The organism is Anaerobacillus sp. QJM3NY_32, from assembly GCF_056173645.1.
This window is the reverse complement of record NZ_CM149684.1, coordinates 2940421-2955206: the sequence shown is the minus strand read 5'-3', so window position 1 is coordinate 2955206 and position 14786 is coordinate 2940421. Positions and strand designations below refer to the sequence as shown.

The following is a 14786-nucleotide window of genomic DNA, read 5'->3' as shown; positions in this document are numbered from 1 at the left end:
AAAGGGATTTGATAAGCTGTTATCAAGCCCTTTTCCCACTTATGAATCACTTACAAAAAGGGTGGTAAAATGAAGCGCCTCGTCTTAGCCTCAGGGTCTCCACGAAGAAAAGAACTTCTAGATCAAATGAATCTCCAATTTGAGATTATCGTTAGCCGCTTTGAAGAGCATCTCTCTCAATCTGTCCCACCTTCAGAACTTGTGAAACAGCTTGCCTTAGGGAAAGCAAATGAAGTGTATACAAATACTTCAGATGCTGTCGTGCTAGGTGCAGATACGGTTGTTACACTCGACCATGAGGTCCTTGGAAAGCCTGATAGCCGCGAGCATGCGAGGCAGATGCTTAAAGCCTTATCAGGACGATCTCACGTCGTTTATTCAGGTGTGGCCATTCTATCCAGTGAACGAAGTTCTCAATTCTTTGAAGCAACTGAAGTAGAATTCTGGGAGTTAACAGATCAGGAGATTGAGAACTATCTGGATACAGGAGAGCCTTTTGATAAAGCGGGAGGTTATGGCATACAGGGTTTCGGTGCCGCCTTTGTGAAGCGAATTCATGGTGATTATTATAGTGTGGTAGGGCTTCCTATTTCGAAAACGCTACGAGAGCTTCGTGCGTTTGGAATTGTTCCGGAGATTCAGCGGTAGTCAGTCATGAAGATGAATCCAGGGAGGAAGCGTGTTGTTGAAAACACCTTTAATGATTCGAGATTATCCTGAAGAAGAGCGACCGAGAGAGCGTCTGATGAAGGATGGTCCTGAGACCTTATCCAATCAAGAATTATTAGCTATTATCCTCAGGACAGGAACAAAGCAGGAGTCAGTACTTCAGCTTTCTTATCGCATTATCCAGAACTTTGAAGGACTTCGACTTCTGAAAGATGCAAGTATTGAAGAGTTAACGTCTCTAAACGGCGTTGGAACTGCTAAAGCGGTTCAGCTAATCGCAGCGATGGAGCTCGGTAGAAGAGTTAGCCGCCTTCAATTAGAAGAGCGCTATACGATTCGTTCTCCTGAAGATGGTGCGAATTATGTGATGGAAGACATGCGCTTCCTATCACAAGAACATTTTGTTTGCTTATACTTAAATACGAAGAATCAGGTACTGCATCGTCAAACTGTCTTTGTTGGAAGTCTAAACGCATCGATTGTTCATCCGCGTGAGGTCTTTCGTGAAGCATTTAGGCGGTCGGCAGCTTCATTAATTTGTTTTCATAATCATCCGAGCGGTGATCCAACACCGAGCAGAGAAGATATTGAAGTGACAAAACGTCTTGCAGAATGTGGTAAAATGCTTGGTATTGATATGCTAGATCATATTATTATCGGAGATCAGAAGTTTATTAGTTTAAAAGAAAAAGGGTATGTATAAATCGGACGTGGGATAGCACGTTTTCCCACTACCGTTTTCAATACTGATGCAGTATAATCATATTTATGAGTTTTGCTTGAATTGAAGGGAGATTTAACATAAATGTTTGGTGGATTTTCAAGAGATATGGGAATAGATTTAGGTACAGCTAATACGCTGGCATATGTAAAAGGAAAAGGCGTTGTTGTTCGAGAGCCATCAGTTGTGGCACTTCGTACAGATACAGGTTCTATTGAAGCAGTCGGAAACGACGCAAAGAACATGATTGGACGTACACCGGGTAATATCGTTGCACTTCGTCCAATGAAAGATGGCGTTATTGCTGATTTTGAAACAACGGCTACAATGCTAAAATATTTTATTCAACAGGCACAGAAAAACCGTTCTGTGTTCGCACGTAAGCCAAACGTGATGGTTTGTGTACCTTCAGGGATCACTGCTGTCGAAAAAAGAGCAGTAGAAGATGCAACTCGTCAAGCTGGAGCACGTGAACCTTATACAATTGAAGAGCCGTTTGCAGCCGCAATCGGAGCTGATCTACCAGTTTGGGAACCAACTGGTAGTATGGTTGTCGATATTGGTGGAGGAACAACAGAAGTTGCGATCATCTCATTAGGTGGAATCGTTACAAGTGAATCGATTCGCATTGCTGGTGATGAGATGGACGAGTCTATCATTCAATATGTGAAGAAAACATACAATTTAATGATTGGTGAGCGTACAGCTGAACAGCTTAAGCTTGAAATCGGATCTGCTGGAACGACAGAAGGTATTGAAGCGATGGATATTCGTGGACGTGACCTTGTAACGGGTCTTCCAAAGACGATCAGCGTATCCGCTGATGAAGTGTCGGGCGCTCTTCGTGATACGGTTAATAGCATTATGGAAGCTGTTAAAGTAACACTTGAGAAAACACCGCCAGAACTTGCAGCAGATATTATGGATCGTGGAATTGTTCTTACAGGCGGTGGTGCATTGCTTCGTAACTTGGATCAGGTGATTAGCGATGAAACAAAAATGCCTGTTATTGTAGCTGAGAATCCGCTTGAGTGCGTAGCGATTGGTACTGGGCGTGCGCTAGAAAATATTCATCTGTTCAAATCTAGAGCTGGTATTACTTCCCGCTCAAAACAGAAGTAGTTGGAAGGTGTAAGGCATGCCACAATTTTTTTCGAATAAACGACTCATTGTATTACTTGTTAGTATCATTATTCTTGTAGCGTTAATTGGGACGTCTATGAAAGAACGTGATGCTCTCACGATGCCGGAGCAATTTTTCAAAGATTCCGTTGGCTGGCTTCAATCAATCTTCTATAAACCCGCTAATTCAGTAGCGGGTTTATTTGAGAGTATTGGTGATATGAAGGACATGTACGAAGAAAATGAGCTATTGAAATCGAGACTTAATGAATTTGTTGCTGTCTCAGAAGAGCTCAAAACAGTGAAGAAGGAAAATGAAGACTTAAAAAGCGAATTAAACATCGATTCATCAACTGGGTTAGCTAGCTATCAAACATTTCACGCAAATATGATTGCAAGATCTCCAGATCGGTGGAATGATTTATTAACGATTGATAAAGGTAAACAGGACGGGGTAGAAGCGGATATGGCTGTTGCCACACCGGATGGATTAATCGGTAAAGTGAAAAACGTTCAGCCTTTTTCATCGACTGTCCAGCTAGTGAGTGATGTAGACCGGACGAATCGAATCGCTGCTATGACTCAAGAAGATAAGAACGTTTTCGGTACAATAGAAGGTTATGATACTGAAAAAGAAGTGCTTATGTTCTCGAAAATTCCAGTAGATACAAAGGTTGAAAAAGGTCAAACTGTTATTACGGCAGGTAATGGAGGCATTTTTCCACGAGGTATTGTCATCGGGGAAATTGTAGATGTTGAAACAGACAACGTTGGAACGACTCAGACGGCTTATGTGAAACCAGCGGCCGATTTATATGATATTAACAATGTTATGGTAATCGATCGTGGAGCGCAGGATGTTACGCCTGATGTCGGAGAAGGTGAAGAGGAATGAGGCGTTTTCTTCTAATTGGAACGCTATTTGTTCTTTTTCTTCTTGAAGGTACCGTTTTTCAGGTGTTTGCCCCTGAGCAATTTGGATTTGAATTTCAATTAATCCCACGTTTTGTTACGGTGATTGTGATTATGATTGGAATGATTCTCTCCCCTGCTTATGGAGTAGTGTACGGTGTCGTATTTGGTCTATTGCACGATTTGATCTACACGGATCTTGTTGGTGTCTATATGTTTGGAATGTCTGTTGCAGCCTACATAATCGGTTATTTATCGAAAGTATTTCACCTGAATTGGTTTACAACGCTTATCCTCGGTTTACTGGGCGTATCATTGGTGGAATTCTATGTGTATGAACTATTTTCACTTATTAATGTAACGGATCTTTCTTTCTCTTCCTTTTTCTACAAACGCTATCTTCCTTCATTACTTTTAAATGGAATCTTTTTGCTTATTGTTTACTATCCTGTTAAACGGTTGCTGGATGATTTATCGGAAAACCGTAGACAAGAAAATCAGGCCAAAAGAAGGAGTTTCCTTTAGCAACGTTGAATTATTCTATGTTGAGGTGAATGAAATTGTCTATGGTACAAAAGCAAACACAGCATTTTGTCACGATTAAAGGAACGAAAGATGGCTTGAATCTGATTCTAGATGATTCTTGCGCTTTTCGTGATGTTATAAATGAACTTGATGAAAAACTTTCCGCTCGTCATATACAGCAGACGGAAGGTCATACGATTACTGTTACCCTTAAATTGGGTAATCGATATTTAACAGACAAACAAGAAGAAGAGCTTCGTGCCATGATTCAATCTAAGCAAAACCTTGAAGTTGATCGGATTGATTCAAATGTCATCTCTCGGAGTGAAGCGGAAGCAGAGCGAAAAAGAACAACTGTAACATCTGTTTCGAGAACCGTTCGTTCCGGACAGGTACTTGAAGTAGAAGGAGACCTTCTTTTGATTGGCGACGTTAATCCTGGTGGCACCGTAATGGCTGCAGGGAATATATTCGTAATGGGTTCGCTTAGAGGCATCGCACATGCAGGGGCTTATGGCGATATAAATGCCGTGATTACGGCATCTGTTATGAAGCCATCTCAGTTGAAAATCGCTGAACTAATAAGCAGGCCACCTGATCAAGCAGGAGTAAGTATTCATGAAGCAGAATGTGCTTTTGTTAAGGACGGGCAATCTGAAATTAGCGTTGATCGCGTTCAAATACTGACTAAAGTTCGACCGAATTTGACTAGGTTGTAGACAGAAAGGGGAATGTTGTGTGGGAGACGCTATCGTCATTACTTCCGGAAAAGGTGGTGTGGGTAAGACCACAACGACAGCAAACATTGGGACAGCTCTTGCACTATCGGGGAAAAAAGTATGTCTGGTAGATACAGATATAGGTCTTCGAAATCTTGATGTAGTCATGGGACTTGAAAATCGTATTATTTACGATCTTGTCGATGTTGCTGAAGAGCGATGTCGACTACATCAAGCGTTAATAAAAGATAAGCGTTTTGAAGCGCTTTATATGCTACCTGCAGCTCAAACGAAAGATAAATCTGCTGTGCAGCCAGAGCAAATGAAGAAGATTATTGGTGAGTTAAAGCAGGATTATGACTATGTTCTCATTGACTGTCCTGCTGGCATTGAGCAGGGCTTTAAGAATGCGATTGCAGGCGCGGATAAATCGGTTGTAGTCACAACTCCCGAAACGTCGGCTGTTCGAGATGCTGATCGTATTATAGGCCTTCTTGAAAAAGAAGAAGGTATTGAAGCACCAAAACTTGTTGTTAATCGTATCCGAAACCATATGATGGAAAGTGGAGAAATGCTAGATGTAGATGAAATCGTTTCTATTCTTGCTATCGATCTACTTGGCATTGTTGGCGATGACGATACAGTTATTACAGCATCTAACAAAGGAGAGCCCATTGCGCTCGACCCTAGTTCAAAAGCATCCATTGCCTATCGCAATATCGCGAGACGAATTTTAGGTGAATCTGTTCCGCTTCTTTCTCTCCAGGAAGAACGAGGGATGTTTAGTAAAGTGAAGAAATTCTTTGGAATGCGTTCCTAAATCTCGGCTGCGGCCGGGATTTTTTTGTTTCTTGCTATTCCTTCTTCCTTATCAAAGTAAGACGGCTTTTGATCGGTTGTGTGATCTTCATTTCATTCAATTCCTTGTGAAAGAAAGTATTCTCAATGACATATCCCCACAGGACAAGTCATAAACTGAGTACTACTTATAGGAAGGTTGGGTGAAGAATGCGGAGAGACCTAGATGATGTAAGGAAACGACTTCATTCAAGAAAAAGACAGCGGCGACCAGTTCCCCAAATGGAAAGACGTCATGATGCTATCCCTTCATCTTCTTTTCAAAACACGGAGGTCAAAATCCATCCTCTCTTTAACAGGCAAAGTTTTTTAATGCGCTCGATGGTTGCGGCATGCTTGTTTCTTGCTGCAGGAATACTATTTAAAGCAGAGAGCGATAAGGTTGCGCCTGTTCAGGAGTATGTGTCAGACATGATGGTAGAAGAATTTCAGTTTGCCACTGTGAAAAGTTGGTATGAAGGAAAGTTTGGGAATCCTGTGGCATTGTTCCCGACAGCGCCTGAAACTGATTCAGTAGGGGAAGCACCTAGCTATGCCCTTCCTGCGAGCGGAAAAGTACTTGAAAGCTTTGAATCGACGGGCAAAGGAATCATGGTTGAAACGGTTTTAAGCTCCGATGTTGAAGCAATCGATGCAGGAGTAGTGACATATGCAGGTGAGAAAGAAGGAATTGGCCAAACAGTAGTGATTCAGCATACGGATGGTAGTGAATCATGGTATGGGATGCTAGATTCGGTGGATGTATCGATCTATGATTTTGTTCAAACAAAGGATCAACTTGGAAGCGTGTCGAATTCTGATGATGGGAAGACAGGAACGTTCTATTTTGCCATTAAGAAGAACGAAGCATTTATTGATCCGCTTCAAGTTGTGCCAATCAAATAATGGTGAAAATGATAACGATCCATCCACTATTTTGGATGACGATTGGTCTTTCCATCTTAACAGGTAGGTTTAGAGAGATGCTGCTGCTCTTCTTAGTTGTCCTCATTCACGAGTTAGGGCATGCGGGGGCAGCCCGTATTTTAGGATGGCGTATCAATGAGATCGTTTTATTACCATTTGGGGGCGTAGCCGTAGTTGATGAACATGGGAATCGTCCCTTGAAAGAAGAGCTTATTGTCATTCTCGCAGGGCCGTTACAGCATGTTTGGATGATGGGGGTTGGCGCGACGCTCCATTATATGGGAATATGGAATGACATGTTCGATCTCTTTATGCTTCATAATATCATGATTCTTTTGTTTAATTTGCTGCCGATTTGGCCACTCGATGGCGGGAAGCTCCTCTTTCTTCTTTATTCTTTGCGTCTTCCCTTTAAATCGGCTCACAAAATGATGCTATATTCTTCGTTGTTTTGCTTTTCACTTCTTATTATTTTAACAGCGATATTATTTCCTTTTCATCTTAATTTGTGGATGGTGATTGTGTTTCTGTCTGTATCACAATTTAAAGAATGGAAACATCATCCTTATATTTATTTTAGATTTTTACTTGAACGCTATTCTAAATCGTTTAATGGGAAAAAACAGGTTGTTACAATTGCTCCAGATATGCGCTTAAATGACTTGCTAGCAACCTTTTCACGAGGGAAGCATTACCATATCCTCATACAAGATTTGAATATTGAAACAGATGAACATTTCTTACTGGAGGCTTATTTCAAAAAAAATCAAATTGCCTGTGCAGTGGGAACGCTATTTAGGTAAACTAAAGAAAAGCTACTAAAGGAGAACGGCTATGCGATTAATTGTTCTTGAGAGAAATCAATGGCGGGCAGCAGCTATTGAAATAAATAATGAATTTACAGATATATGGGCGGAAACGTTGACGAATAGGAAGCCTTCTCAAGGAGATATTATTCTCGGAAAAGTGTCTTCCGTATTAGATGGCAAAAACGCCGCCTTTATCTCTTTAGGCAGTGGAAAACCCGGGTTATTAAATGGAGAAGAATTTGTTTTAGCGCAAGGGAAAAAGACAGCTGGAGAACCATTACCGGCTGTTTCTGAATGCGTTCAAGAAGGACAGGCTATTCTTGTTCAAGTAAAGCATCCAGGCGTTGATCGGAAGGGCCCAATTGTTACAGAGCTAATTAAGCTGACGTTGGATCACTTAGTCTACATGCCTTATGCAGGATACTCAGCTGTATCGAAGCAGTTAACTACAAATCGTGAAGAACTACTCCAATTTGCAGATAAATATTGTATAGAGCAAGAAGGTGTTATCTTTAGAACTAGTGCAGGATACATAAAGGAAGAAGCTCTTTTAGCGGAATTACAGTCTCATCGTAAAGAATGGCTGCGTATTCTCGAACAATCCTCTTCACAACGAGCGCCTAGTATGGTGAAAAAAAACAGTGGCCTTGGGGAGGAAGTGAGCAAACTATACCCCCTTCATCGGGTGAGTAGTTTAGCGGCAAATTCCTCCGAAGCGGTTAGCTCGTTTTTTCCGCTTTTATCAAAGAATGCGACCCTGATGGAATTGAATGAGAAGAAAAAAAAGCTTGATAAGCTTGAAGATACCATTCTGAATATGAAGAAAACCATTAAAATGGGGAAAGCGAATCTTCATATTGAAGAAACGCATGCATTGACAGCTATTGACGTCGATACTGGAGGAGTAAAGCTTGGGACGAAAAATGAAACTCATTTCGAAGTGAATCGATTAGCGGTGGACGAAATTGCGAAACAGCTTCGACTTCGCAACATTAGTGGATTGATTGTCGTCGATTTTTTACGAGTCGAGAAAGAAGAGCAACAGAACCTTCATGCGTTAATGAAAAGCAAAGAAGAAACAGATAAACGCTTAAAAGTTGGAGGATTTACAAAGCTAGGACTATTTGAGATGCAACGTAAAAAGTCCGGACTTCCGTTAAGTCGGTTTGTGTAAAATAAGTCACGTTAATCGCATTGACATGGCAATTTTAGCTGTGGTATGATTTAGTGGTTAGTTCGTTTGGAAGCACCCAAAGAGCTACAACCGCTCAAGAACAGGTTTTTAAGCTAGTTTCTAGCACCTGCAATGGCGAGTCTTAGTATTAGAGGAGGTGCACGTATGTACGCAATTATTGAAACTGGTGGTAAACAAATCAAGGTTACTGAAGGTCAAGAAATCTACATCGAGCTTCTAAACACTGAAGCTGGTGAAACGGTTACTTTTGACTGTGTGCTAATGGTAGGTGGAGATGACATTAAAGTTGGTTCTCCTATGCTAGATGGCGCTACTGTAACTGGTAAAGTTGATAAGCACGGTAAAGGTAAGAAGATCACGGTTTATAAATATAAGCCAAAGAAAAACTACCGTCGTAAGCAAGGACACCGTCAACCTTACACTAAAGTAGTTATCGACAAAATTAACGCTTAAGGATATCTAAGATGATACGTTTCAAGGTGAAGCGAGATTCTAACAATCGCATCCTTTCATTTTCCCTTTCTGGACACGCTGATTCTGGCCCTTATGGCTATGATTTAGTTTGTGCAGGTGTTTCTGCTGTGTCGATTGGGACGGTGAATGCGATTGAATCCCTTTGCGATGTAACTCTCATAGTTGATATGGAGGATGAAGGCGGCTACCTCAGCTGTACTGTTCCGGATCATCTGGAACAACGTATAGATGAGAATGTTCAACTTCTCCTTCAAGGAATGGAAGTATCCATTTCTGCTATTGCCAAGGAATATGGCAAGCACATCCAAATTACTCACACATAGGAGGTGGGACAATATGTTGAAAATGAATCTACAGTTTTTCGCATCGAAAAAGGGTGTAGGTAGTACAAAAAACGGCCGTGATTCAATCTCCAAGCGTCTTGGCGCGAAGAGCGCAGACGGCGAGTTCGTATCCGGCGGTTCGATTCTTTTCCGTCAACGCGGAACTAAGATCTACCCTGGTACAAACGTTGGCCGCGGTGGAGACGACACTCTATATGCGAAAATCGACGGCGTCGTGAAATTCGAGCGTCTTGGACGTGACCGTAAACAAGTAAGTGTATATCCAGTTGCTAAGGAAGCATAAGCAACTTAAGAAAAACTCTAACCGAACGGTTAGAGTTTTTTGATATAATGGAGAAAATGAGATGGATAAGTGACGATGCACAATGAATTCGCGTAAGATTGTTTTCTTTTAATCCAAAGTAACATACAGAAAAGATCTATTGTTATAATGAAGGAAATGGTTAGAGCATTGGGAGTGCAATTATGTCTAAAAATTGGAATACCTTTGACGTTCTGCGCCATTCTCGTCATGATTGGTTAAATCGTTTGCAGCTGATCAAGGGAAACCTTGCGCTGGATCATGTAGACAGGGCAAAGGAAATTATCGAAGAAATTATTATCCAGTCGAGACAGGAAGCAAAATTATCGAATTTAAATGCTCCGAAACTTGCAGAATATATATTAACGTTTAACTGGTGTAACCATTTATTTCAGTTGGATTTTGAAGTGATCGGAGACGAGTATGATATTTGCGTTTATGAAGCGGATCTTATCGAGTTAATCTCTCGATGTACAACAGTGCTTGATTCTCATGTAAAAGTTCCATCAGATCATCACTTGTTATTAACGCTTCAGTTGTACCACGAAGAAATTCATCTTGTTTTTGATTTTCAAGGTGAAGTTTCCGATCAAAACAAGCTCAAGCTGGCGTTCGAAAATCCTGAGGTGAAAAGCGCTAAATTGATTGAATTAGAGCAAACGGGTCAGGAGCTAGTTAGCACGTTTTTGATTAAATGAGGTGAAAGTATGTTTGTAGATCAGGTCAAAGTATTTGTTAAAGCAGGCGATGGCGGAAATGGTATGGTTGCCTTCCGTCGAGAGAAATATGTACCGGATGGCGGTCCAGCAGGAGGCGATGGAGGAAAAGGCGCAAGCGTCATTTTCGAAGTAGAAGAAGGTCTTCGTACGCTTATGGATTTCCGTTACAATCGTCATTTTAAAGCCAAAACAGGTGAGCATGGTCGCTCGAAGAATCAGCATGGCCGTAATTCAGAAGATATGGTTGTAAAGGTCCCACCTGGTACAATTGTATCTAATGCGGAAACGGGAGAAGTTATTGCGGATCTAACTGAGCATGGGCAACGAGCAACTGTAGCGCGTGGCGGTCGAGGCGGACGTGGGAATTCACGCTTTGCATCACCTTCTAACCCGGCACCAGAGCTTTCAGAGAATGGTGAACCTGGGGAAGAAAAAGATGTTACTTTAGAGCTTAAGGTTCTAGCTGATGTTGGACTTGTTGGGTTTCCTAGTGTAGGTAAGTCAACGCTTCTATCCGTAGTATCAGCAGCGAAGCCCAAGATTGCAGCATACCATTTTACAACGATTGCACCCAATCTAGGTGTTGTTGATACAAAAGATGGACGCAGTTTCGTTATGGCTGATTTACCTGGATTAATTGAGGGCGCTCATGAAGGCGTTGGCCTTGGCCATCAGTTCCTTCGACACATTGAACGAACACGAGTTATCGTTCACGTCATTGATATGTCTGGTATGGAAGGGCGAGACCCTTATGAAGACTACTTGAAGATCAATGATGAGTTAAAGCAATATAAAATGCGTCTAATGGAACGTCCGCAAATCATTGTCGCTAATAAAATGGATCTTCCAGATTCTGAAGAAAATCTTGAAATTTTCAAGGAAAAGCTTGAGGAAGATTTCCCGATTTATCCGATTTCTGCTGTAACGCGACAAGGTGTCCAGGAAGTATTGTTTGAAATTGCAGACAAGCTTGAGACAACACCTGAGTTCCCTCTTGATGAAGAGAAGGAAGAAGAGACTCGCGTGATGTACCGTCACGAAAAAGGTGCACCTGAGTTCTTTGTAACGCGTGATAGCGACGGAACATTCGTTGTTAACGGACCACGAATTGAAAAGCTATTCAAGATGACAGACTTTAACCGAGAAGACAATGTTCGCAGGTTCGCGCAACAAATGCGTAGCATGGGAATTGATGATGCGCTAAGAGAGCGTGGAGCTGAGGATGGAGATGCGGTTCGAATTCTGGAGTTCGAATTTGAGTTCGTAGACTGATAAACGGAGAAGACTGTCCTCATGGAAGGGCGGTCTTTTTTTACATAGAGCTACATGAACATAGCAAACCAAATGGTAGACGATTATCGGTCGTAGCTGGCCGCGATAGAGGAGAGGGGAAGAATGAGCAAAGACGATAAGAATTTTTATCTCGTTCGGGAAGATGTCCTATCTGATTCGATGTTGAAAACGCTGCAAGCCAAGCTTCTTCTTGAAAGTGGCACTGTGGAATCAGTTCGAGAAGCCATTGATGAAGTTGGCGTAAGTCGGAGTGCATTCTATAAATATCGTGACACAATCTTACCGTTTCATACGATGATCATTGAACAGATCGTAACGCTCTCGGTTCATTTGGAAGATCGTTCAGGAGCGCTTTCTAGAGTGCTTAGCACAGTAGCCTCACTTGGTTGCAATTTATTGACGATTAACCAGACGATTCCCCTACAGGGCTATGCTACGGTTATTTTAACAATGGAAATTGGTGAAACAAACTTACGCTTAAGCAATTTGCTTGAGAAAATTAAAGACATCGAAGCCGTAAACAATGCTGAAATTATTGGATCTGGAGCATAGGGGGAGAAAATGGATAATCAAAAGAAGATAGGTTTTCTTGGACCAGAAGGAACTTTTACAGAAATCGCAGCAAAAACGTTATTTCAAGACGAGGATCGGACACCTTTTCCTACGATTCGCGCATGCCTTGAAGCAGTAGAAAATGGTTCTGTTGACTATGGCGTTGTTCCTCTAGAGAATACAATTGAAGGCTCCGTTAATATGACGCTTGATCTTCTTTCGCAGCAAGTTTCACTTCCAATCGTAGGAGAGCTTGTATTGCCAATTCGACAGCACTTACTGATCCATCCTGATCAAAACGATTGGACAAAGATTACTCGAGTTCTTTCGCATCCGCACGCGATAGCCCAATGCCATGTTTTTCTCCAAAAGGAGTTAGCTCAAGCTGAGCTTAGTAATGCAGCGTCTACAAGTGCTGCAGCGGAATATGTGCAGAGTACCGGAAAGATCGAAGAGGCAGCAATTGGTAATGAACTTGCTGCAGAAAAATACGGATTAACCATTGCACAGGCTGACATACATGATACAGAAGATAATGATACTCGCTTTCTTGTTTTACATCAAACGGCTGAACCACTCCCGAGAACTAACCTATTTCGGGAAGACCGCGTCACTTACAAGATTATTCTTCCTTCAGATTATCCTGGAGCCCTCCATCAAGTGCTTGCGGCATTTGCATGGCGTAATCTCAATTTAACGAAAATCGAGTCTCGCCCAATGAAAACAGGACTTGGTAACTATTTCTTTATTATTGATGTCGAACGTCCTAACCGCGATGTACTCTTAAAAGGTGTAATGGAAGAAATTCAAGCGCTTGGTATTGGTATTTCTGTATTAGGAGAGTACCCCTGCTTTGTTGTAACGAATAAATAGCGATAGGAATGCAATAAAAAGGAACGGCATCTGAGCCGTTCTTTTTTATTGGAAAATAAAGTTTTTAGAATTAGTCCTGTTCTAAAAGAAACCCTTCGTGTTTTAATGCGTTGATAACAGCCTCAAGCTGTGATTTAGAGTTTGCTTCGATTGTATGAAGATGAACACCAGAAGTAAGCTCGGACAAAAGAGAAGCATTTGTCATAGAGAGCTTAGAAAGAAATTGATCTGCTTCAAAGCGATTTCCAACGTAAAGTGAAGCTGTTAAGTGTCCATAAAGAGGGTGCTCAACGGTGACGTCTTTCACAGTCCCTCCGTTATCAACTATTGTATAGAGTTCATTTTTTGTATCTTCTGGTAAATGCTTGCATGCAATCACTTGTTCTTGCTTTGTATCTTTCCGATCTGAAGAGAACATGACATATCCTTGGGAAGTAGCGATAATCGGTTCATTTCTTGCTTTTAACAAAGAAATATCCTGGACAATCACTTGTCTGCTGACATTGGTTCGTTTTGATAAATCACTTCCTGTTAAAGGCTTTTCGCTCTCTTTTAGCCATTGAAGAATGAGTAACCTCCTGTTCTCACCTAGAATCTTTTCTCCTTCTTGTCCCACTATTGAAAACCCCTTTCGAAGACCACGATGTGTACCCTTATTATATCTTTGTTACGGAAGTGTGTGTAAGGATTTCATGAAATACGTCTGCTATTTTCTCGATTTCTTTCTGTGTAGTTCTTTTTCCAAAGCTTATACGAATTAACTCTCTAGCTTCATCATCCGATCTCCCCATTGCTCGCAATGTCTTTGAAGCCTGTTGTTGGCCAACTGAACAGGCTGATCCAGTTGAAATAGCAATTCCTTTGCGATTCAGCTCTAGCATGACATATTGTCCTTCCATCCCTTTGATTCGAAGTCCGATAATGTGTGGTAGTCCTTGCTCTCCCTCGATGACAATATTCGGATGAGTAAGTTTATTCACGAGGTAGGCACGTAAGTTTGTATATTTTGTTTGGTTCGAGTTCAACGCATGAATCGTTTCTTCTGCTGCTGCAGCAAAGGACATTATACCTGGAACATTTACGGTACCAGGGCGAAATCCTTTTTCATGAACGGTTCCGGGTAAATTCTGCCTCCATGCTAAAGACGGTGCAATATAGCATGCACCGACACCTTTTGGTCCATATACCTTATGGGATGAAACGGATAATGCAGAGATATGCATCTCCTTGACATTAATCGCGATTTTGCCGAAAGCCTGTACCGCATCTGTATGGAAAAGAATGTGACGCTTCGCAAGTTCTTCTCCGATTTCTTTCATTGACTGAACGGATCCTATTTCACTATTGCCAAAGGCGACCGATACTAAAATCGTGTCTTCACGAATAGTCTTTAACAATTCACTAAGTAATACATGCCCATTATGATCATAAGAAAGATATGTTACCTCATATCCTTCCTGTTCTAGCTGAGAGAATGTATGCAAAACGGAAGAATGCTCTGCAGCACAAGTAATCAAATGTCCTTTAGCATACATTTTTACTAAACTTCTAAGAGCAAGTATATTTGATTCTGTTCCACCAGATGTAAAATAAACTCCTGATGGTTCGCCATTTATGTGAGAGGCGATTGAACTACGCGCAGCTTCTAGTAAATGAGAAGCGTTGGTGCCAGCATCATGAGAACTTTGTGTATTTGCATAGAAATGCTGTGCGGCATGAGTATATGCCTCAATTGCAGCTTCTGACATCGGTGTTGAAGCTGCGTAGTCTAAATAAATCATTTTAATCTCCTCG

The 14786-nt window shown here is 41.5% G+C and carries 19 protein-coding genes and 1 other annotated feature; of the genes, 17 read left to right on the top strand and 2 right to left on the bottom strand.

Annotation, left to right across the window (positions count from 1 at the left end):
- Nucleotides 1–69 precede the first annotated feature (69 nt).
- The 17 genes from AC0VYH_RS15575 to pheA all read left to right on the top strand — a co-directional run bounded on the left by AC0VYH_RS15575 (nucleotide 70) and on the right by pheA (nucleotide 12992).
- Nucleotides 70–648: a Maf family protein gene (locus tag AC0VYH_RS15575; RefSeq protein WP_430244024.1), complete on the top strand. Its 579-nt coding sequence runs from the start codon at nucleotides 70–72 to the stop codon at nucleotides 646–648.
- Nucleotides 649–700: 52 nt separating this feature from the next.
- The gene (radC, locus tag AC0VYH_RS15570) at nucleotides 701–1372 is read left to right on the top strand and encodes a RadC family protein (protein WP_194219641.1); all 672 of its coding nucleotides are present in this window, start codon (nucleotides 701–703) and stop codon (nucleotides 1370–1372) included.
- A 102-nt stretch (nucleotides 1373–1474) separates the two neighbouring features.
- Nucleotides 1475–2512, top strand: coding sequence for a rod shape-determining protein (locus tag AC0VYH_RS15565; RefSeq protein WP_194219395.1), 1038 nt, complete (start codon nucleotides 1475–1477; stop codon nucleotides 2510–2512).
- Nucleotides 2513–2528: 16 nt separating this feature from the next.
- Nucleotides 2529–3407, top strand: a complete 879-nt coding sequence (gene mreC / locus AC0VYH_RS15560; protein ID WP_475372730.1) for a rod shape-determining protein MreC — start codon at nucleotides 2529–2531, stop codon at nucleotides 3405–3407.
- Nucleotides 3404–3949 (top strand): rod shape-determining protein MreD, encoded by a 546-nt coding sequence (gene mreD, locus AC0VYH_RS15555; protein WP_430244027.1) that lies wholly within the window; start codon nucleotides 3404–3406, stop codon nucleotides 3947–3949. Before mreC ends, mreD begins: the two co-directional genes overlap by 4 nt.
- Before the next feature lie 41 nt (nucleotides 3950–3990).
- Complete coding sequence (gene minC / locus AC0VYH_RS15550) at nucleotides 3991–4668, top strand: septum site-determining protein MinC (protein ID WP_430244350.1); 678 nt, start codon at nucleotides 3991–3993, stop codon at nucleotides 4666–4668.
- A gap of 19 nt (nucleotides 4669–4687) precedes the next feature.
- Complete coding sequence (minD, locus tag AC0VYH_RS15545) at nucleotides 4688–5488, top strand: septum site-determining protein MinD (RefSeq protein ID WP_194219398.1); 801 nt, start codon at nucleotides 4688–4690, stop codon at nucleotides 5486–5488.
- Between the two features lie 188 nt (nucleotides 5489–5676).
- Entirely contained in the window at nucleotides 5677–6411 is a 735-nt protein-coding gene (locus AC0VYH_RS15540; protein WP_430244029.1) for a peptidoglycan DD-metalloendopeptidase family protein, read from the top strand.
- The gene (locus AC0VYH_RS15535; protein WP_475367775.1) at nucleotides 6411–7235 is read left to right on the top strand and encodes a M50 family metallopeptidase; all 825 of its coding nucleotides are present in this window, start codon (nucleotides 6411–6413) and stop codon (nucleotides 7233–7235) included. The genes AC0VYH_RS15540 and AC0VYH_RS15535 overlap by 1 nt, the downstream gene beginning before the upstream one ends.
- A gap of 31 nt (nucleotides 7236–7266) precedes the next feature.
- Entirely contained in the window at nucleotides 7267–8415 is a 1149-nt protein-coding gene (locus AC0VYH_RS15530; RefSeq protein WP_475372729.1) for a ribonuclease E/G, read from the top strand.
- A gap of 78 nt (nucleotides 8416–8493) precedes the next feature.
- Nucleotides 8494–8568: a sequence feature (ribosomal protein L21 leader region), on the top strand.
- 12 nt (nucleotides 8569–8580) lie between these two features.
- Complete coding sequence (gene rplU / locus AC0VYH_RS15525; RefSeq protein ID WP_475372728.1) at nucleotides 8581–8889, top strand: 50S ribosomal protein L21; 309 nt, start codon at nucleotides 8581–8583, stop codon at nucleotides 8887–8889.
- 11 nt (nucleotides 8890–8900) lie between these two features.
- Entirely contained in the window at nucleotides 8901–9233 is a 333-nt protein-coding gene (locus AC0VYH_RS15520; RefSeq protein ID WP_475372727.1) for a ribosomal-processing cysteine protease Prp, read from the top strand.
- Nucleotides 9234–9246: 13 nt separating this feature from the next.
- On the top strand, nucleotides 9247–9537 hold the full coding sequence (gene rpmA, locus AC0VYH_RS15515; protein WP_098444403.1) for a 50S ribosomal protein L27: 291 nt from the start codon (nucleotides 9247–9249) through the stop codon (nucleotides 9535–9537).
- Between the two features lie 182 nt (nucleotides 9538–9719).
- Nucleotides 9720–10253 (top strand): Spo0B C-terminal domain-containing protein, encoded by a 534-nt coding sequence (locus AC0VYH_RS15510; protein ID WP_226614537.1) that lies wholly within the window; start codon nucleotides 9720–9722, stop codon nucleotides 10251–10253.
- Nucleotides 10254–10262: 9 nt separating this feature from the next.
- On the top strand, nucleotides 10263–11546 hold the full coding sequence (gene obgE / locus AC0VYH_RS15505; protein ID WP_194219403.1) for a GTPase ObgE: 1284 nt from the start codon (nucleotides 10263–10265) through the stop codon (nucleotides 11544–11546).
- A 123-nt stretch (nucleotides 11547–11669) separates the two neighbouring features.
- Nucleotides 11670–12119 (top strand): ACT domain-containing protein, encoded by a 450-nt coding sequence (locus AC0VYH_RS15500; protein WP_194219404.1) that lies wholly within the window; start codon nucleotides 11670–11672, stop codon nucleotides 12117–12119.
- 9 nt (nucleotides 12120–12128) lie between these two features.
- The gene (pheA, locus tag AC0VYH_RS15495; RefSeq protein ID WP_194219405.1) at nucleotides 12129–12992 is read left to right on the top strand and encodes a prephenate dehydratase; all 864 of its coding nucleotides are present in this window, start codon (nucleotides 12129–12131) and stop codon (nucleotides 12990–12992) included.
- 70 nt (nucleotides 12993–13062) lie between these two features.
- On the opposite strand, the gene AC0VYH_RS15490 is transcribed toward pheA, so the two are convergent.
- Both AC0VYH_RS15490 and AC0VYH_RS15485 read right to left on the bottom strand, forming a co-directional pair.
- Nucleotides 13063–13608, bottom strand: coding sequence for a transcription repressor NadR (locus AC0VYH_RS15490; RefSeq protein ID WP_370314245.1), 546 nt, complete (start codon nucleotides 13606–13608; stop codon nucleotides 13063–13065).
- 40 nt (nucleotides 13609–13648) lie between these two features.
- Nucleotides 13649–14773 carry an IscS subfamily cysteine desulfurase gene (locus AC0VYH_RS15485; RefSeq protein WP_475372726.1) on the bottom strand — a complete coding sequence of 375 codons (1125 nt, stop codon included), beginning with the start codon at nucleotides 14771–14773 and terminating at the stop codon, nucleotides 13649–13651.
- Nucleotides 14774–14786: the final 13 nt, after the last annotated feature.